12 protein-coding genes and 1 pseudogene are annotated in these 19,801 nt (G+C 58.7%); 8 read left to right on the forward strand and 5 right to left on the reverse strand.

The window, feature by feature from the left end:
* Positions 1 to 109 precede the first annotated feature (109 nt).
* From GIB19_RS13740 to GIB19_RS13750, 3 genes are read right to left on the reverse strand one after another with little or no spacing between them, the layout of a single operon-like run.
* Positions 110 to 1,000, reverse strand: coding sequence for an alpha/beta hydrolase (locus GIB19_RS13740; RefSeq protein WP_274886835.1), 891 nt, complete (start codon positions 998 to 1,000; stop codon positions 110 to 112).
* 30 nt (positions 1,001 to 1,030) lie between these two features.
* The gene (locus tag GIB19_RS13745; RefSeq protein ID WP_274886837.1) at positions 1,031 to 1,978 is read right to left on the reverse strand and encodes a FecR domain-containing protein; all 948 of its coding nucleotides are present in this window, start codon (positions 1,976 to 1,978) and stop codon (positions 1,031 to 1,033) included.
* Complete coding sequence (locus GIB19_RS13750; RefSeq protein WP_274886838.1) at positions 1,971 to 2,510, reverse strand: sigma-70 family RNA polymerase sigma factor; 540 nt, start codon at positions 2,508 to 2,510, stop codon at positions 1,971 to 1,973. Before GIB19_RS13750 ends, GIB19_RS13745 begins: the two co-directional genes overlap by 8 nt.
* 269 nt (positions 2,511 to 2,779) lie before the next feature.
* Between GIB19_RS13750 and GIB19_RS13755 the strand changes: the two genes are divergently transcribed.
* Complete coding sequence (locus tag GIB19_RS13755; RefSeq protein WP_446731383.1) at positions 2,780 to 5,638, forward strand: TonB-dependent receptor domain-containing protein; 2,859 nt, start codon at positions 2,780 to 2,782, stop codon at positions 5,636 to 5,638.
* Between the two features lie 2 nt (positions 5,639 to 5,640).
* Here the strand turns inward: GIB19_RS13755 and GIB19_RS13760 are convergent.
* Positions 5,641 to 6,282, reverse strand: a pseudogene (locus GIB19_RS13760) (type II toxin-antitoxin system antitoxin DNA ADP-ribosyl glycohydrolase DarG); the annotation flags it as partial.
* Positions 6,283 to 6,347: 65 nt separating this feature from the next.
* On the opposite strand from GIB19_RS13760, the gene GIB19_RS13765 reads away from it, so the two are divergent.
* Together GIB19_RS13765 and GIB19_RS13770 are read left to right on the forward strand one after the other, a co-directional pair.
* The gene (locus GIB19_RS13765; RefSeq protein WP_274886840.1) at positions 6,348 to 6,872 is read left to right on the forward strand and encodes a hypothetical protein; all 525 of its coding nucleotides are present in this window, start codon (positions 6,348 to 6,350) and stop codon (positions 6,870 to 6,872) included.
* 59 nt (positions 6,873 to 6,931) lie between these two features.
* Positions 6,932 to 7,429 carry a hypothetical protein gene (locus GIB19_RS13770; protein WP_274886841.1) on the forward strand — a complete coding sequence of 166 codons (498 nt, stop codon included), beginning with the start codon at positions 6,932 to 6,934 and terminating at the stop codon, positions 7,427 to 7,429.
* A gap of 306 nt (positions 7,430 to 7,735) precedes the next feature.
* On the opposite strand, the gene GIB19_RS13775 is transcribed toward GIB19_RS13770, so the two are convergent.
* Positions 7,736 to 11,347, reverse strand: coding sequence for an AAA family ATPase (locus tag GIB19_RS13775; protein ID WP_274886842.1), 3,612 nt, complete (start codon positions 11,345 to 11,347; stop codon positions 7,736 to 7,738).
* 670 nt (positions 11,348 to 12,017) lie between these two features.
* On the opposite strand from GIB19_RS13775, the gene GIB19_RS28270 reads away from it, so the two are divergent.
* From GIB19_RS28270 to GIB19_RS13795, 5 genes are all read left to right on the forward strand, one after another.
* Complete coding sequence (locus tag GIB19_RS28270) at positions 12,018 to 12,548, forward strand: type I restriction-modification system subunit M N-terminal domain-containing protein (protein ID WP_342456462.1); 531 nt, start codon at positions 12,018 to 12,020, stop codon at positions 12,546 to 12,548.
* Positions 12,449 to 13,723, forward strand: a complete 1,275-nt coding sequence (locus GIB19_RS13780) for an SAM-dependent methyltransferase (RefSeq protein WP_342456463.1) — start codon at positions 12,449 to 12,451, stop codon at positions 13,721 to 13,723. Before GIB19_RS28270 ends, GIB19_RS13780 begins: the two co-directional genes overlap by 100 nt.
* On the forward strand, positions 13,713 to 14,978 hold the full coding sequence (locus GIB19_RS13785; protein ID WP_274886843.1) for a restriction endonuclease subunit S: 1,266 nt from the start codon (positions 13,713 to 13,715) through the stop codon (positions 14,976 to 14,978). Before GIB19_RS13780 ends, GIB19_RS13785 begins: the two co-directional genes overlap by 11 nt.
* Positions 14,975 to 16,264 carry an FRG domain-containing protein gene (locus GIB19_RS13790; protein WP_274886844.1) on the forward strand — a complete coding sequence of 430 codons (1,290 nt, stop codon included), beginning with the start codon at positions 14,975 to 14,977 and terminating at the stop codon, positions 16,262 to 16,264. The genes GIB19_RS13785 and GIB19_RS13790 overlap by 4 nt, the downstream gene beginning before the upstream one ends.
* A 98-nt stretch (positions 16,265 to 16,362) precedes the next feature.
* A complete protein-coding gene (locus tag GIB19_RS13795; RefSeq protein WP_274886845.1) occupies positions 16,363 to 19,509 on the forward strand; it encodes a type I restriction endonuclease subunit R in 3,147 nt (1,048 codons plus the stop codon).
* The last annotated feature ends 292 nt before the right edge of the window (positions 19,510 to 19,801 follow it).

Consider the following 19,801-nt stretch of genomic DNA (forward strand, 5'->3'; position numbering starts at 1 on the left):
GCCGGCCTCTTCGCGGGGCAAGCCCGCTCCCACAGAATCTGCACTGCCCTCAGGACCGGAGGGGTAACCTGTGGGAGCGGGCTTGCCCCGCGAAGAGGCCGGCGCAGGTTTACCGAGACATCCCTTCAATTACGCTTTTCAGCGAGGCCGGCAACATCGGCCCATGCCCCAACCCGTCGAACCGCTCGAAGCGCACCTGCAACCCAGGCACCTTGGCCAGGTCCGCTACCAGCTCACGCGCCGGCCGCTCCGCGTCGCCTTTCACCGCCGCACGCGGGTTCGACGACTCATCGCCACCGCGCATCAGCACCAGCCTCGGGCGGCTGCCACCCAAGCGCTGCTGCAGCCCCTGGGCTTCCCGCACAATCGCCCCGTCATGCCACCACAACGATGGGCTGGCCGCCGCGTAGTCGCTGAACTCGGCCGGCCGGGTGAACAGCGCATGCAGCACCGCCAGGCCGCCATAGGAATGGCCCCACAGTGTTTGCCGTTGCAGGTCGATCGGCGCTACAGCGGCGACCATCGGCCGCATGCGCTGGCTCAGCAGGTCGAAGAACGCCTCCACGCCACCGCTGGGCTGGCCCGTCAGCGGGTCGCGCTGTTCCGCTTGCCCAGGCAGTGTGGGGGTGTAGTCATACGTTCGCCCGACACGTTCGATGCGTTGGTCGGTCTGGTAGCCCACGGCGACCAGCAACGGGGCTTGGCCTGCGGCAAGCTTGCCCAGTTGTTCGCTGTCCAGGGCACCCAGCGCGGCGTTGCCGTCGAGCATCCACAACACCGGGTAGCCCGCTGCGGGCGCCGGGCGATTCGGCTGGCCGATCCATAGACGGTAATGGCGCTGGCCATCGGCCGAATCCAGGTCATGCTGGCTGAAGCGATAGGCCAGGTTCTGGCGCTGCAGCAGCGACGTGTCCATTTTCTGATCGCGCACCGGTTGCGCCAGTGCTGCCGATGCAGCGAGGACCAGTGCCATGGCCAGGTACAAGGGCATTTTGCTCATCGGGGAATCTCGCTCGGTCGTTGGTGTTGATCAACGGCTAATGAATACGTGCCTGCCGGTGTGTCGAACCTGCAGCGTGTAGGTCTGTGCCAGCATGGCCAAGGCCAGCGGCAAGTCATCGATGGGGAATGTGCCAGACACCCGCAGCTCACCCAGCGCGGGGTCGCACTCAAGCTGTTGGTCGGTGTAGCGCATCAATTCATGCGCCCACAGCCGTACTGGCATGTCGTCGGCCACCAGCAAGCCGTTGCGCCACGCCAGGGTGGTCTCCCGGGCCTGCTCGATGCGCCCCATGCGCTCGCGGCTGAAACGAACTTGTTGCCCAGCACGGATGATGTTTTCGCCAGGGGCCACGCTGGCGTGTTCTGGGCGAACCTGTACGGCGCCTTCGTACACCGCTAGCAAGGTTTCATCGGCCAGCTGGCGCACGCTGAATCGCGTACCCAACGCGAGCAGTTGGCCTTGCTGGGTCTGTGCCATGAGCGGGCGTGGGTCGGCAGCGGTCGCGATGTACACCTCGCCACGGCGCAGGTGCAGCAAGCGTCGCGCGCTGTTGAAAAGCACGTCCACGGCGCTGTCGCTATTGAGGGTGATCTGTGTGCCGTCGGCGAGCCGTGCGTGTTGGCGTTCGCCCACAGACGTCTGGTAATCGTTGCCAACGCCTGAGCGCCATGCCAACCAGCTGAGCGGTGCGGCACCGATCAGCAGAAGCAGCCCGCGCAGCACAGCGCGCCTGCCTGTCGGGCGATCCAAGGTCTGCTTGGCCAGCGTTGGAGGCAGGCTGCCCAGGCGTGTCAGCAGGCGCTGTGCCCTTTGCCACGCCCGTTCATGCTCAGCACTGGCACGCCGCCAGCGCTCCAATTCGCGCTGTTGCGCTGGCAGCAGCGGCGCTTCCTGCATCAGCATCAGCCAGGAGGCCGCTTGGGCCAGCACTGGCTGGGGGATGGCATCGTCAAGCGGGGCCGTGCGGTTATTCATCGGGCATCTGCGTCAGGCAGGCCAGGTAGGCCTCGTGGATGTACTTCTTGACCGTCGGCAGCGCGATGTTCAGGGCCACGGCAATGTCTTTCTGCTTCATGCCGTCCAGCGTTGCCATCAGAAACGCCTGCCTCACGCGGGGGCGCAGCGTATCCAGCAGCGTGTCGATCTCGTGCAGGGTCTCGAGGATCACGCTTTGCAGTTCAGGCGAAGGGGGCTCGGGTTCTGGCAGCAACTGCAACGCCTCGAGCCAAGCACGCTCCAGCGACTGCCGGCGCCGCCAGCTGACCAGCACACAATTGGCGATGCGGGTTAGGTAGGCGCGTGGCTGACGGATCGGTTCGACCCGCGCACCCTCCCGGCTGGTAAGCACCCGCAGGAAAATGTCATGCGCCAGGTCATCGGCCACCCCGCGTCCCCACGACCTCAGCCGATAGGCGAGCCAGTTACGTAACCAGGCGTGATTCTCGATGTACAACGTCTCGACGCTGCACGGCTCGGTACTGTTCGGCGGGGAGAAGGGCGCATTCATCGTGGGTTGAGTCGGTACAAGACTGTCGCAAATGAAAACCATTATCACTAGAATTGCTCAGATCACAAGGCCGAACCGGCAAATTCAGCCGGTGGCCCTGCACACATATCCTTTTTTCGATCTCGTGCGACAGAGGAGGTAACAGCCCGCAGCCAGTGGTGGGCGCACACCCTACGAGCGAGAAAAGCATGCTTCCAGTACGTTGTCCTTCACCTGCTCCACGCCCTCGACTTTGCCTGTCGCCCATCACCTTCGCCCTGCGTTGCACGATGATCAGTTGCTGTGGCGCCGGCTTGCTGAACAGCAGCCTGGCCCTGGCCCAGGGTGCCGGCACGGCTGCGGTCGCCGCGACCCGCCTGGACGATGCCACGCCGCGTGACTACAACATTGCCAAAGGCCCGCTGGGCGCAGCGCTGGGCAGTTTCACCAGCCAGTCCGGGCTGCTGGTGTCTTATGATCCTGACCTGACCCGCGGGCGTACGGCGCCGGCCCTGAAGGGGCGGTACACCGTCAGTGAGGGTATCCAGCGGTTGCTGGCCAATACCGGGCTGCAGCTGGTGGCGAGCTCGACCGGCAGCTACGTGCTGATGGCGCAGGGCGCTGCAACGCCTACCGCAGCAGAGTTGTCGCCGACGATGGTCGACGCTGCCGCACAAGGGCCTCAGGCAGATACTTACCGGGCCCCACGCTCATCGGTGCACCTGAGCAGCGAACAGATCGACCGCTTCGGCCGGGTCTCCGTGGGCGACCTGCTCAACGGTGTGCCGGGTGTGCAAGTCGGTGACACCCGCAACGGCGGCGCCCTGGACGTCAACATTCGCGGTATCCAGGGGCAGAGCCGGGTAGCGGTGAAGGTCGATGGTTCGGAGCAGGCCCTGGATGTCTATCGCGGTTATGGCGGCACGCAGCAACGCAGCTACATCGACCCCGACCTGATCAGCAGCCTGACCGTGAACAAAGGGCCGTCAACCAAATCCGGAGCGATTGGCGGCACGGTGGAAATGCAGACGATCGGCGTGCAGGACATTCTGGTCGACGGCAACCAGGTTGGCGTGCGCCTCAAGGGCGACCTCTGGGACAACGGCGTAGCCCCCGCCCATCGCAGTTCCAGTTCCAAGGATGAAAGCCTGTCGGCGCCTCCGCGCGACAACCGCGCCAGCCTGTTCGGCTCTGAAGCCGAATCGGGCAGCGCCGCGTTTGCCTTTACCACCGAACAGCTGGATGTGGTGGCGGCCTACGCGCACCGCAACCAAGGCAACTACTTTTCCGGCAAGAAAGGCCAGGACCGCTACCGCCTCTACAACGATTACGGCAGTGAACAGCCCAGCGTGGCGATGACCTATAACGCGGGCGAGGAAGTGCTCAACTCCTCATCGAAAACCGACTCGTACCTGCTCAAGGCGACCTGGCGGATAACCGACGATCACACCCTGGACCTGGGCTACCGCCGCTACGACGGGCGCACTGCCGAGATCATGCCCTCAGACATCTACCGCTTCGGTACCGCCGGTATCTATCAGTACCCCTTGGGCGAGGTGAAGATCGATACCTACACCGCACGCTACCACTACCTGCCCGCCGGTAACCCGTGGGTGGACCTGACCAGCAACCTGTGGATGACCGACGCTAAAACCAGCTCGTTGAGTTCGGCATGGACGGCGCCGGTTTCCCAACTGTTTCGTTCTGACCGCAGTTGGACACGCCAGGACAACCGCCGTATCGGCGGCGACCTGAACAACCTCTCCAGGTTCGAAACGGCCCATGGCGACTTCAAGCTTGACCTGGGCGGCGCGTTCCAGCTGGAAGACCTGCAACCGCAGAAAAGCGTGCTGATCACCCAGCACGACGTCGATGCCAACCGCACCCTGCGTGATTCTTCGCGGCAGGAATTCAGCTTCAACGGCAAGCTCGAGTACCAACCGATCGAGCAATTGACCCTGTGGGGCGGGGGCCGTTACAGCCACTTCCGCACCAAAGACAATACCGTGTTGGCCACCGCCCGCCGCGAGGATCGCGACGTGCGCTACATCTCGGCGAGTGGCCCCAAGGGCTGGGGCAGCATGACCTGGTTCCCCGACCAGAATGGCCAGTACACCGACGCCACCGACCCCCGGCTGAACAACGGCATCGTCTTCGGCAACAGCAACGAGCCGTTCAACGGTGTGCGCTTCAATGACTTCGGCGCGACCAGCGTTCAGGTCAGCCCCGAAGGCATCAGCAGCGTGGTCACAGGCTACGACCATACCCCGCAGGGCAGCAGCAGCGGTGGCGGCTTTTCGCCGGCATTCGGCATCAATGTCGAGCTGATGCCCGACACATACTTCTATGTCACCTACACCCAAGGCCTGCGCCTGCCGTCACTGTTCGAGACCAGCCAGGGCACCCAGCAAGTCAGCCCCGGCAAAAGCCTCAAGCCCGAGCGCTCGCAGAGCTGGGAAATCGGCGTCAGCGCCTTGCGCGACAACCTCTTTACCGATCACGACTCAGCCGCGATCAAGCTGGCCTTCTTCGACAACAAGATCAAGCACTACATCACCCGCTATTACGACCCGAGCCCTGGCCTGTGGGGCCAGATGAGCTTCAGCAACACCGACAGCTTCAGCACCCGCGGCCTTGAACTGCAGTCAAACTACGATGCCGGCCGTGTGTTCGCCGACCTCTCGGCCACCTACTACCTCAAGACCGAGACCTGCGACGCGGACTTTGCCAGCAAACTGCGCGCCACCGCCAACCCGTACCAGAAGACCCAAGACACGCCAAACTGCACACCGGGCAGCTACATGGGCTCCTACACCAACACCCAGAACCCACCACGGTTCTCCGCCAACCTGACCACTGGCCTGCGTTTCTTCGACGAAGCATTGACGGTAGGCGGGCGCGTGACCTACACCTCCGGGCCTACCAGTACCCTCGACAAGCCCTGGCAGTCCGGCGCTACCACGCCGCAGGTCGAGTACCGCTCGGTGGCGCTGTTCGATCTGTTCCTCAAGTACACGCTGCTTGAGAACACTGAGGTGAATGTTTCGCTGCAGAACCTGACCGATCGCTATTACCTGGACCCGCTGGCGCAGAGCTTCATGCCGGCTCCCGGGCGGACGGTACGAATGGGGGTGGTGACGCGGTTCTGAAGTCAGCTGAGGGCGGTGCTGGCGGTTAGGCGCTTGAGCGCAATATCAAGTGCCTGATCGTCGAACAGCTTGCTTTTGCGAGCCGCAGAACCGGCTCCGCCTTCCCAATGCGTTAACGCATCGCGCACGGCAGGAACAGTCGGGCAAACCCCTTCGTGGCTCAGCAACCAATCAACCGTTGCCAATAACTCCATGCCGAAGGGTGACTCAAAGCCATCAATCAGCTCGATCGTGCGTTCCAATGCTTGGGAATACGCCTTTGCTTCTGTATTGAGATAGGTGTGTAGAGTGGGTTTACGTTTCTCTTCAAACCAGATCACATCACCGATCTCTGCATCCTTGATGCGTTTTTCGCACTGCAGATAGCTGCCATCAAGGTCATTGAGCAGAGGCTGTAGTCGATTGGCATACGGGCCATATCGATGCGCTACAAACTTGAGGTTCAGAGGGTTCTCAGTGTCTGGCAGCTCTTCTATGGCGCGTGCCAGAAACCAGGCCAGCTTCTGTATTTCAAGCAGGCTGCATTCCATCCCTAAAACCCAATAACGCCTAACCAATTCGGCAATGAGTGCGCGAGCCGGTGTGAGCTTTTCTACGCCGCTACGTTTGGCGACATTCAGATATTGGCTGGATGGCTCGTATACGGCCTTTCGCAGAATCCGCAGAATCCGCAGCTACCTGCATCCGCAAACGCGAAAAGCAAACAGATGTGGGAGTTGAAGCTTTGAGCGCCGCCGAGCTGATGCACCGCGCGAGTGCGGCCGGCGTCGAGATGGTGGTCAGCCAGGATGGCTGCCTCCAACTGCGTGCGGTTCATCCGCCGTCTGACGATCTGCTGGTCGAGTTGGCCGCGCACAAGATCGAGATCATCATCGCCCTGAATGCGGCCAACGACCCGATGCCGTCGAGTGCCTGGCTTTCCCGTGTCGCACGCTTGCTTAACACCCGTCCAGCCGTACTGCTGGAAGAGGGGCATTTGGAGTCGCACGACCTTGTCGAGCTGGCCGATGCGGACGTCGTGCTGGTGGCCGCCATCATCCGCGCTAGCCCGGCGTGGATCGACCGGCCGCAGCGGGTCGAGCAATCGGTCGAGGTCCATGCTGTGGAGGAAGTTAAGCCGCAGCACACCATCCACACCGCCGCTACGGCGTCAAAGGCATGGCAAGAGGCCTCTGCGGCGTACAACAACCACTGGATGAGTTGCCCTGACTGTTATGCGGCAACCGGTCGTTAATGCGCGGCTGGCGTTGATCTGCGCCAGCGTTATAACAACACCCCGATGGAGGCGAGCAAATGAACGATGCCCCGGCAGTGAGGTTTGTCATTGAGGAGAATGAGGAACAGGCCAATGCCCGCAATTACCTGACTCCGGAGTGCCTGAATGCCGCATTGCTTGTAAGCAGTAACCTGCTCGGCAAGACACCGTTCCCCGAGGCTGTCCTCGAACTGGGTCGGCAGACGGCAGCAATTAACCGCGGCGACATGACCCGAGCAGAAGACATGTTGGTGTCGCAAGCGCACTCTCTGGATGCTTTATTCGTGCACCTTGCGAGTCGGGCACTGTCGTCTAAAAACATTGGCGGGCTGGAGTCCTATATGCGTCTCGCACTCAAGGCCCAGAACCAGGCCCGGGCCACCTTGCAGACCTTGGGCGAACTCAAAACCCCCAAGCAGGTCGCTTTCGTGAAGCAGGCGAACATCGGCAATCAGGTCCAGGTCAACAACGGTATCCAAGAGAAGCCCGCGCGCGCGGAAAACCAAAAAAGCGCAGAACGAACTATTGGAGGTTGAGCATGGCGAACGGCTGGACACCCGAGCGACGGGCACGGCAGGCGGAGCTGATCCGGCAATGGCGATCTTGGGAGCAAAGCACCGGACCGCGTAGCGCTGAGGGTAAGGCTGCTTCGTCGCGCAATGCCTGGACAGGTGGGATGAGGCCACTGTTGCGAGAACTGCCCGAAGAGTTGCGAGTGCAGGACAAGATTCGTCGCGAGATTTTGGACTGAGCGAAACACCACTCGCGAATGCCTGAGCGCCGCCGTAGGCATGCTGCGAACTCGACTGCTTCTCTCTAACAGTCGAGCCCATCGTTGGTACTTAGAGTAGACCAGGGTTACGGATAAGCGAGATTCGTGCGGTAATTTGCTCGCTCAGGTCTCTCGTTTGGCCATCCTCCTCGGTGGTGATCAGGATGCCTGTCGACTGCCCAGGCACGTATTCCTCTATGGGAACAATTCCCTGTGCTTCGTAGGCCTTACGTTTGATTTCCCAGCGTGCACGGTAATCCGGCTTGTCCATACGCCCCAAGTGTTCCCAGTACCAAGTCAGACCGCGATGATCGTCATTGATGACGAAGTCTGGCCAGCGCTCGGTGCCGCCCAGGTTCATCCGATACTCATAGATGTATCGGATTCCGGCTGCGTGCAGCTTGTCGGCAATGATCCATTCACTCTTCGAACGGACCAGATCGTTGCGATCAGTACGATAGATCAGCTTGTCATCAAGAGTGACAGTGCGGTTGCCCACCTGCAATGTCACCGGGGTGGAGGACTGGAATAGATTGGTCATGCGCCGCCGAGTTTCGGAGGCAGAATCTTGACTGTAGGAGAAAAGATCCGACAGCTTGCCTTGGATCAGCAGCACCACCTTATTCCTGTGCCGGGTCAGAGCCGTATAGAGCATTTCCCGTGTTAGCAGTCGGCAATGATTTGGAATCACGATGAAGGTGGTGCCAAACTCGCTGCCTTGGGTTTTATGCACCGTCAGAGCGTATGCCAACTCGAGCGGCGCTGTCCTATCGGCCCCAAATTCAGATGGTTTGTAATGGAACTCCACTCCGGGCTGGGTGGCCATTTCGACCTGAAGCTGTTCGAAGAAATGCTTACTATCCTTTCGCCGGAAATATCCGGTCGCCACGCCTATCTCGCCGTTGGCCACATAGGAGTCAGGATTCTTCGGATAGCACGTACGGCCTGACCTGTTTTGTACGTTGATGACTTTGTCACCCCACAGCAACCGACTTGGCCCCATAGGCCTCGGAATGCGGCGCCAACCGCTGCGTCCGCTGAGTTCCAGGGCAAACGTCCGGTAATGAGTCTGCAGTTGTCGATTGAGCGCATCTGAACCAACTGCCGAGTTACGCAGCGGCGTCAGGACCTGCCAGTCCTCGGCTTTCTCTGCTGCGCCACCGCTGCTTTGCCCCTGCGTCCGAGGCCAGAAGAACACCTTGCCTTCGTACAGGCTGCCGCCGTAGCTCTGCTCAAAAGTGAGGCTGTCATCAGGTGAAGAGAACTTCAGCTCCCGGGCCATCGCTTCGCGCAACAGGGATGCCAGATGCTCGGTCGACTCCCAGGTTAGTACACCCATCCTGGGTGAATTGGCTGTAGTGAGTTGGTTCCAGGCCGCATCGGCGCCGGCATCCTGTGCCTCGCCCTTGAACAGATTGGCAAAGGCCAAGTCGTCGCGGTCCTCACCGGTTTGTTGGCGGCGCGTGACCAGTAGCTCGGCATAGCCATCGACAACTCGAATTCCAGAGCTGCCAACTTGCTCCGGCTGAAGCCAGTGGCAAATGTCGACGAAGGGGCGGCCTGCGCCAATCGGAGGCAACTGATTCGGATCGCCGACGAGTATCAAACGATCGACTCCCTGCAAGGCGTCTAGGGTTGCCGCTAGCTGGTCTTCCGTCAGCATGGATGCCTCGTCGATCACAACGGTTCTGTACCCTGTTGCGCGGCGGCCAAATGGGTTCATGAAATAGCGGCCTTGGGTACCGTCGTAGCGATCAAAGCGATTCAGGAACTGGGCGATGGTTTCGCCCTGTCCGGCCATTCCGCTGGCTTGCTCCAGTCGCACCCGCGCTTTGCCGGTTGGGGCGAGTAACAAGATGCCACTGTCCTGGATTGCCGGGATGCGGCACAGGGCCTTGATTAGGGTGCTCTTTCCAGTGCCTGCAGCACCCAGTAGCACGCTGATGCGGCGCTGGTAGAGCATTCGAAGTGCCGCTGCCTTCTCCTTCCGGGCCTCCTCCTCTTGGATGTCGGCTGCTGGGTTGTCCATTCCCTTGCCAATTGCCGCATCGACCAGATCAGCCCACTCAAACTCTTCAGTTTTACTCGCACGCTTATGGCGGTACTCCACCTCGTCGGCGATGCAGATTCGAGTCTGTTCGTAGCGCTTGAGCTGATAGCTTCTGCTGCCCTCATCTTCGATTAGTACAACGAATGGCAGCAGGTCTTCGTCGAAGAGAGGCAGGAGGTCGGCATCCACCGGACAGGCTGGCTCGATAGCTCGTGAACGGATGCGCTCTATCGTCCAAGTTTCAGGGAGAATCGTATGGCCTTCCTCAATCGCTGCTTGCTCCAGCAGATCGACTATCAGCGCTCGGACGCGTCGGGGATCAGTGGCTTCGAATAAGCAACTTTCAGCTGGGAGAGCGTTGGGGCCTTCTAAGTCACGTGCGCCGAAAAGCCCGCGATCGACAACGTTAAAAGGTAGGGCGTGCTTGTGTAAATATTCGAACAGTAAATAGGCGTTTTCGCGTAGGGCTTGGTCTGAGTCCTTGATGCCCGAGGCTTTACGCATTTCGGCGGAGTACCAGAAGTGCGCCTGGTCGGTGCTGAGCTCGAAGCGGCTGAGCAGCATGAGCAGCGCCCTCCGGCCGCTGTCCAGTCCTTCCCATTTGCGCGCGAGAGTTGGGCCAACAGTGTTCTGTAAATGTCGCGGTAAGCTTTCGGGATGCTTCAGGACCGTCTCAAAGTGATCCCACGCCGACTGCGTATCACCTTCCTGACACTGGGCGGCCAAGTGCCAGCCTAGGAGGTTGCCTCGCTCAACACCGAAGGCGCACAGAGCAGCGCCAATTCCTGGGAATGGACCACGCAGCTTCCAGATTCTATTGAGCTCTTGATCCACCCAGGATCGGTAGTCCGCCCAAGGCCCTGGCATGACCCGTGAGATCTCTAGCAGAGCGTGTTCTATGGCTAGCAGAGAGGCGATCGCATTGTCATGGTGAAGCAGCTCCGAGCCGTACGAGTACTGCTCGAAAGCTTCGTCCGGGGCGAAGGCGATGCAACGCTCAAGCTCCAGGTGCTCATTTTGTTCGGCCAGCGCCAACAGATCATGGTAGGGCAACAAAAAACCATCGAGCTTACGTTTGCCGTCAATTCGGATGGAGTGGGTCAGCGTCCGCTCCCAGAGGAAGCCCGACATCTGATTCTCTCGTCGCTTGCCGCCTGTGTAGTGGTATTCGACTGGTTTGCTTACACCAGTCACCCGTCCAACGCCGACGATGACGCGGCGCGGCGATTCCGACAGCGGGGTACGCTTTGCATAGAAAAAGACCAGGGAGTCTTGTGGCTCAATGGCGCTGAAAAAGGTATCCAGCATAATCTGCTGGTTAGTACCTTCCTGTATCCAGGTATTGGGAATCGACTCCGGCATGGACGGTTCCCTGGTTGGGTTGTAGCCAAGCGCAAGAGATTTAGCTAGGCCAGACAACATGTCGCGCTTGACGCCTTCGACGTTGTTTTTCAGCATCCAACGAAAAGGAATTGCTGCAGCCGCGAAAGGATCGAGCCTGACTGGCGTCTCAGCGAAATGCTTATGTGTATCAACGTTACGGTAAGGGTGTGCCTTAAGTTTGCTAAGCCCAAAATCCGCCATGAAGGTTCCATGTTCGTCGACACATGGCGGTAGATCGCTTTCGGTCATGCCTTGCAGCGATTGTCCGGCGCACTTCTGTTCGAATGCATCATTCCTGCCGGTACCTACCCGTGGCAGCACCATGCATGAGGTGTTGGCGCAAGGATCTTTACAGAGCGTCCCGTTCCAACGCTGGTCGTGCCAAGGCACGCGAACCGTAATGTGCTGAGTAGGGAGGGAGCGAGCACCGTCAATTAGAGCCATCGGTCGGTTCCTTCAAATTCGTGACGAAGGGCGGTTAATCCGCCTCTGTTCTGCTCGCAATCTTAGTACCGCATACACAGCGTGCACGATCTTGTTGATGCCCGTCTCGGCTTCATCAGCAGTTGACTAGCTCGCCTACCCGCGCAAAGCTTCGCGTAGAGCTCCAAAATTTATGGGAGTCTTTGGTAACGTAGGTGTAGGTTCTTCGCCGGCTGGCAGAAGCGTCCAGAAAAAAGTCGTTCTGGCCTTGCCAGAAGGGGCACCAACTGTACTTGCAAACCTTTACCGCGCAGCTCTCCTTACTCCACGTCTGGCAATTCGCTATGGCATTACCTGCACCATGGTGTGTATCGTTCCGCGCAACACAAAAGAGGGGATCGTTGCCCCCAGGCATCTAGCAGTTGGGGTGCCAATTTATTGCATGTAGGACACTCTCCACTGCACCAGTCGAGCTTAGTCATTAGGGAATGATCCAATGAACCCCGTCGAACAACAGTTTTTTACCGACCTGGAGAAAAAGCTCTGGACCGCCGCTGACAAGCTGCGCTCCAACTTGGATGCCGCCGTCTACAAGCATGTGGTGCTGGGCCTGATCTTCTTGAAGTATGTCTCCGACGCCTTCGAAGAACGTCAGAAAGAGCTGCGCGAGCAGTTCACTAATCCAGACCACGACTACTACATGGACCCCGCCGACTTTGGTAAGGGATACGAGCAAGCGCTCCAAGATGAGCTGGAAGCACGCGACTACTACACCGAGAAAAACATCTTCTGGGTGCCGCTTGAAGCACGCTGGCAAACCCTGCGCGACTGCGCCCAGCTCCCCCCAAGACGCCGCTGCTCTGGAACAAGCCGGGCAAGGACGAGCCGGAAGAAATGCGTAGCGTGGGTTGGCTTATCGACAACGCCATGGAAGCCATCGAACGCGAGAACGAGAAGAAACTCAAGAACGTGCTCAACAAGGACTTCGCTCGCACCCAGATCGACAGCCACAAGCTGGCCGACCTGATCGCCCATTTCTCTGATACCGACTTCAATCGCAAGGACTACAACGGTCAGCCGCTGGGCCTAAAAAGCAAAGACATCCTCGGTCACGTCTACGAATACTTCCTGGGCCAGTTTGCGCTGGCTGAGGGCAAGAAGGGCGGCCAGTACTACACACCCAAGAGCATCGTTACCCTCATCGTTGAGATGCTGCAGCCCTTCAAAGGCCGCGTGTACGACCCGGCCATGGGCTCAGGCGGCTTCTTTGTGCAGAGCGAAGAGTTCATCGAGCAGCACGGCGGCAAGGTGGCCAACGGTAAAACCGGACAAATCAGCGTCTACGGCCAAGAGAGCAACCCCACCACCTGGCGCCTTGCAGCGATGAACATGGCCATTCGTGGCATCGACTTCAACTTTGGAGGCGCTCCAGGCGACACTCTGTTGAACGACCTGCACCCCGACCTGCGTGCAGACTACGTGATGGCCAACCCGCCCTTCAACATGAAGGAGTGGTGGAATGAAAAGCTGGCCAATGACCCGCGCTGGATCGCCGGCACCCCGCCACAAGGCAACGCCAACTTCGCTTGGCTACAACACATGCTCTACCACCTAGCCCCGGCCGGTAGTATGGCGCTGTTGCTGGCCAATGGTTCGATGAGCAGCAACACCAACAATGAAGGTGAAATCCGCAAAAAGCTGATCGAAGACGACTATGTGGAATGCATGGTCGCGCTACCCGGTCAGCTCTTCACCAACACGCAGATCCCGGCCTGCATCTGGTTCCTGACTCGAGACAAGCGCAACGGCCTGGCGCTGAACAAGCAAAAACGCGACCGGCGTGGGCAGTTCCTCTTCATCGATGCCCGCCAGCTCGGCTACATGAAGGACCGCGTGCTGCGCGACTTCACGACAGGCGACATCAAGAAGGTAGCCGACACCTTCCATGCCTGGCAGATGGGCGAGGGATACCAAGATGTACCCGGTTTCTGCTACTCCACCACGCTGGAGGAAATTCGTAAGCATGATCATGTGCTAACGCCGGGGCGCTATGTCGGTGCAGAGGAGCTGGAAGATGATGGCGAAGCTTTCACCGACAAGATGGCGCGGCTGGTGGCGCTGCTCACTGAGCAGTTGTCGGAGAGTGCGAAGCTGGAAGACGAAATCAAGAAGAATCTGGCGGGGCTGGGATATGGTGTTTGAGCGTGAAGCTGTTAGTGTCATTTCAAGCATCACCGGAAGGTTAAGTGATTTCGTTGAGTTTAAAAACGGGAAAAGCTCACCTGATCGTTCGGATTCAGGCTCTTTTGATGTATATGGTTCAAACGGAATTATCGGGAAGGCGGATGCCATAAATGCCCCGGAGTGCACTTTGGTGGTGGGGCGTGTCGGCTCTTACTGTGGATCTGTTCACTACTCTCCGAATAAGTGCTGGGTAACTGATAACGCAATTATTGGTGGTGTTAAAAACAGGAAAGAAGCTAGGTTCTGGTTTTATAAGCTTTTATCGCTTGAGCTTAATAACCATCGTGCAGGTTCAGGTCAACCTTTACTTAATCAGCAAATACTAAATAGCATCGAGGTTTCGGTTCCAGCACTTGAGGATGATCGGTGCCGGATAGCAAAGATACTTGGATCATTTGACGACAAAATCGACGTCAACCGCCGCATCAACCAAACCCTCGAAGCCATGGCGCAATCCATTTTCAAATCGTGGTTTGTCGATTTTGACCCGGTCAAAGCCAAGATCACCGCCAAACAGGAAGGCCGCGATCCGCTGCGCGCTGCCATGAGTGCCATCAGCGGAAAACCCGACGCCGAACTCGCCGCCCTGCCACACGAACAATTCGATGAGCTCGCCGCCACCGCCGCACTGTTTCCGGATGGGATGGAAGCGTCGGAGTTGGGAGAGATTCCGAGGGGGTGGTGTGTAGAACGTGTTGGAAACCTTTTCGAATTGATTTACGGGAAGGCACTCAAATCTACCGATCGCAAAGAAGGGAGCATTCCTGTTTATGGTTCTGGCGGCATCACGGGCTATCACGATGCAGCGCTGGTTTCGCATGGGTCAATCATCGTTGGGCGGAAAGGGACCGTTGGCAGCCTGTATTGGGAAGACGAACCATTTTTCCCCATCGACACAACATACTACGTGCGCCCTCAAAAGGTCCCTCTGACGTATTGTTACTACGCCATGCAGACACTGGGGCTGGAAAAAATGAACACCGATGCTGCAGTTCCGGGCCTCAATCGCGAAAATGTTTATCGTCTTGAATTGGTCCAGCCTGACTCGCTTATTCTGCACAAGTTTGATGCGGTAATTTCCAAATTACGGAAAACCATTCGCACCAACTCTGGCTCTAGCAAGTCATTGGCTAGCCTCCGCGACACCCTGCTACCCAAGTTGTTGTCAGGCGAGCTGTCTGTCGCTGCAGCTATGGTGGACGCCAAGATATGAATAGCGCCGCCCCCGTGCCTGCCGATATCGCCGCACCCCAACCCGGTGACTACTTTGAGAAAATCCCATTGTGGAACGCTGATGGCGCCGCCAAGCGATTCGAGATAATGGCCGATGAGCTAAGCGGGCGCATTCCGGTCACGCGGCTCGAATCCTGGCGTGAGTTCACCGACTTGCTGGAGAGCGATTTCTTCAACCGACAGGGTGTGCAACTGGTTTTTCGTGGCCACCGGCGTTACGACTGGAGCCTGATGCCCACACTGGGACGGCTTACCACCAATGGTATCGTGACGCAGGCCTTGGCTGATGCACAGTTGGAGCGCTTTAAGCGCGCGGTGCGTGGCCGTCTGAGCGATGCTGCCATGGTGGATGAAGACGACGAGATGTGGTCGGTGGGACAACACCACGGCCTGATGACTCCACTGCTGGACTGGACCTACTCGCCTTATGTAGCGCTGTTCTTTGCCTTTCATAAGGAAGACAGCAAGGAAGAGGCCCCCAATCCATACCGTGCCTTGTACGTTCTCAACAAGAGCTTTCTGGCTGGGCATGAAGGTGAAACCGGCATTCGGCTGTGGGAGCCACGCCGGGACGACCACGGCCGCTTGGTGAATCAGGCAGGTCTGTTCACCTTTTCGCCCACGGACGCCACCATCGAAAACAAGCTAGCTAATGTGCTGGCCGACGACGAGCTGTTTGAGGACGAAGAACTGCGTGCAGCATCTGAGGAAGAGCAGCCCGGCATTCTGGCCCGCTACATCTGCAAAATTTACATCCGCAACGAAGAGCGTGATGCCTGCCTGCGTCACCTACGGCGCATGAATGTGCATCACGCCAGCCTATTTCCGGACCTGTTGGGTGCCTCAGAATACTGCAATGTCATCACCACGGAGGCCGAGATGGCCGCCGCAGTGCAGCAGCGCGGCAAGCACTTTGAACTGACGATCACGGAGAACGTGACGGCAATGGATCAAGTTGATGAAGAGGTAGCGCCTTCGGCAATGACCGCAGCCACTCTCACCAGCATCGAAGATGTGCTGCGTCAGCCAATTGGCACAGAACAGGTAGAGCCGGGACGCATCGCTCTGATGGCCGAAGAGCTTGCTTCGTCCATCGCTAAGAACAAGGTGGTGGATTGGGAAACCCGTGATGCAGTGCAGGCTCGCCTGCGCAACGTGGTGCGCGTGGTGCTGAAGAAATACGGCTACCCGCAGGCGTTGCGGGAGCAGGTAGCGGAGCAGGTCCTTGTTTTGGCCAGGTCGACAGAGGGTAAAGGTGAGAGATGATCGAAATTCGGTTGCTCGAAGACCTCGATTTGCTGCGCCAGGTCTACTGCACAACCAGCATCCTGCCAAATACCTCTGAGGCTGAGACCTGAGCCATGATGAACGAACAGCAACTCGAAGATCTGTGCATTGGCTGGTTTCAGGAAGCAGGTTGGCACTTTGTGCGCGGACCAGATCTCGCCCCCGAGGGCGTTAGCCCGGAACGCACCGACTATAGGCAGGTAATTCTGCGAGACCGTTTGCTGGCTACCCTAGCTCGCATCAACCCACAGATTCCGCTTGCGGCATTGGAGCAGGCAGTGCACGTCCTGCAGACCATTAGCGAACCGCAGATGGTGGTGCGCAACCGCAGCTTTCACCGGCTGCTGCTCTCAGGTGTGGTGGTGGAGTTTTCGGTAGGGGAGGAGAAGAAAACCGATCTGGTACACCTTATCGACTTTGCTAGCCCGCAGCGCAACGAATTTCTGGTGATTAACCAATTCACTGTGACGGGCAGCAAACAGCCCAGACGGCCTGACCTAGTGGCGTTCATCAATGGTCTGCCGCTGGCGGTGATCGAGCTCAAGAATCCAGCCAACGACCAGACCGATGTATGGGATGCCTTTAACCAGTTGCAGACTTACAAAGGCGAGATCGGCGACCTGTTCAACAGCAATGTCGCATTGGTGGTCAGCGATGGCTGGACGGCACGCGTGGGCTCGCTCACGGCCAACGCGGAACGCATGTTGCCATGGCGCACTGTTGCCAACGAAGACGACCGGCCCCGCCTGCAGCAGGAGCTGGAAACCGTGGTGCGCGGCTTTTTTTCTCCCGAATTGTTTCTCGACTACATCCGTCACTTTGTGCTGTTCGAGCAAGACGGCGATGCCGTCATCAAGAAGATCGCAGGCTATCACCAGTTTCACGCCGTGCGTGAGGCGGTGCGCGCCACGGTGACTGCGGCCAGCTCGCCCGACAAGGGCCTGCTGGAGGTGCGAGAAGAACGTACCACCTACGGTAAAGAGATGAAACCGGGCTCACGCAAGGCCGGTGTGGTGTGGCATACACAGGGTTCTGGTAAGAGCATCACTATGGCCTGCTACGCTGGCAAGCTGCTGCAACAGCCCGAAATGAAGAACCCGACGCTGGTGGTAGTGACGGACCGCAATGATTTGGACGGGCAACTGTTTGCCACCTTTTGCGCAGCCGGAGATTTGCTCAAGACCACACCGCTGCAGGCAGGCAGTCGCGATGAACTTCGCGAAATGCTGGCCTCGCGTCAGGCCGGCGGGATCATCTTCACCACGGTGCAGAAGTTCGCCCTGTTGGATGATGAGGATGAGCACCCGCAGATGTCTGACCGCTCCAACATCGTGGTCATCTCCGACGAAGCTCACCGCAGTCAGTACGGCATGAAGGGGCGCTTTGACGAGAAGGCGGGCAAGTATGTGTTCGGCTATGCCAAGCACCTGCGCGATGCGTTGAAGAACGCCACCTTTATCGGCTTTACCGGCACACCGATTGCCCTGGAGGACAAGGACACCCGCGCGGTGTTTGGCGACTACGTCAGCATCTACGACATTCAAGATGCAGTGGACGATGGCGCGACGGTACCAATCTACTACGAGAGCCGCCTGGCCAGGCTGGACGTGAGGCAGGCCGAAATCGATGCGCTGAGCGAGCAAGTCGATGAGGTGGTGGAGGACGAAGAGGACATTGCCAGCCGCGAGAAGACCAAAAGCGAGTGGGCGGCACTGGAAAAACTGGTTGGTGCTGAACCGCGCCTTGCGCAAGTGGCCAAGGACTTGGTCGAGCACTGCGAGATCCGCAGCGCGACACTGGATGGCAAGGCCATGATTGTCTGCATGAGCCGCGATATATGTGCCCAGCTTTACAAGGCCATCGTCAATCTGCGGCCTGACTGGCACGATGACGATCCGGAAAAGGGCGCTATCAAGGTGGTGATGACCGGTTCGGCTGCCGACAAGGAATTACTGCAGACCCACCTGTACAGCAAGCAGGTAAAGAAACGGCTGGAAAAGCGCTTTAAGGATGTCAAAGACCCTTTGAAGCTGGTGATCGTGCGCGACATGTGGCTAACCGGCTTCGATGCGCCCTGCTGCCACACTATGTACGTGGACAAGCCTATGAAGGGCCACAACCTGATGCAGGCAATTGCACGGGTCAACCGGGTATTCAAGAACAAACCGGGTGGCTTGGTGGTGGACTACATAGGCATCGCCAATGAATTGAAGGCCGCACTCAAGACCTACACCGAAGCCAAAGGCAAAGGCGACCCCACGCACAACGCCGCCGAGGCTCTAGCCGTGTTGTTGGAGAAGATGGATATCTTGCGCGGCATGATGCACGGCTGCAACTACAGCGGGTTCGAGACCCAGGCGGCGGCACTGCTGGTGCCCTGCGCCAATCATCTACTAGGCCTGAAGGATGGCAAGCAACGCTTCCTCGACACCATGGTGGCGGTAGCTAAGGCCTACTCGCTGTACGGCACGCTGGATGATGCCGCCGCGCTGCGCAAGGAGATCGCCTTTTTCTCGGCCATCAAAGCGGCTATTACCAAGTTCACCACGGTGGACAAGAAGCGCTCCACCGAAGAGAAGAACAGCGCTCTGAAACAGATCTTGGACAACGCCATCGTCGCCGACGGCGTGGCGGATATCTTTGCGCTAGCCGGACTAGACAAGCCCAATATCGGCCTGCTGTCGGATGAGTTCCTCAAAGACGTGCGTCGGATGGAAAGTCGCAACCTGGCTGTGGATCTGCTGGAAAAGCTGCTGCGCGACGAGATCAAGGCGCAAGCACGCAACAACGTGGTGCAGGAGAAGAAGTATGGCGACCGCTTGCTGGAAACTCTGCGCAAGTACCACAACCGCGCCATTGAGACGGCCCAGGTCATCGAGGAACTTATCCAGATGGCCAAGGAGTTCCAGGCTGTGCTGGAGCGCGAGGCGGCCTTGGGCTTAGGTAAGGACGAGATTGCCTTCTACGATGCATTGGCCAACAACGAGAGCGCAGTGCGCGAGTTGGGTGATGAAATTTTGAAGAAAATCGCTGTCGAGATCACGGAAAAACTCAGGATCAGCACCACGGTGGACTGGCAAGTGCGCGAGAGCGTGCGTGCGCGCCTGCGAATCTTGGTGCGGCGCTGCTTGCAGAAGTGGAAGTACCCACCTGACCAGCAGGCCGATGCGGTTGAGTTGGTGCTCAAGCAGGCGGAGTCGCTGTCAAACAGTTGGTCACTGTAAGCGACCGATATGGGGCAGTATCGGCTGAGTCGCTGAAGCAGCGGTAACCCAGCGTTTTGGTGTGGGTCAAAGTGTGGGTCAAGAATGACGGTTTCTGTACGTCCCTTGCTCTGCTTAGCTTTCAGGCATTAAAAAGCCGGCTTGTGGCCGGCTTCTCGGGGACGCTTCCGACTAATTTATGGTAAGCCGCAACCGCCTTAACTGTGTGGTCACAAGGACCTGATAGAGATGGTCAACGCCCGTGTGGGGTGTCGCCGAGCCCTCTGGACCGCGGCTTGCGCTGGTCGGGGCT

The sequence above is a fragment of the Pseudomonas sp. ITEM 17296 genome (assembly GCF_028895205.1).
In the GTDB taxonomy this organism is placed as follows: Bacteria; Pseudomonadota; Gammaproteobacteria; order Pseudomonadales; family Pseudomonadaceae; genus Aquipseudomonas; species Aquipseudomonas kermanshahensis.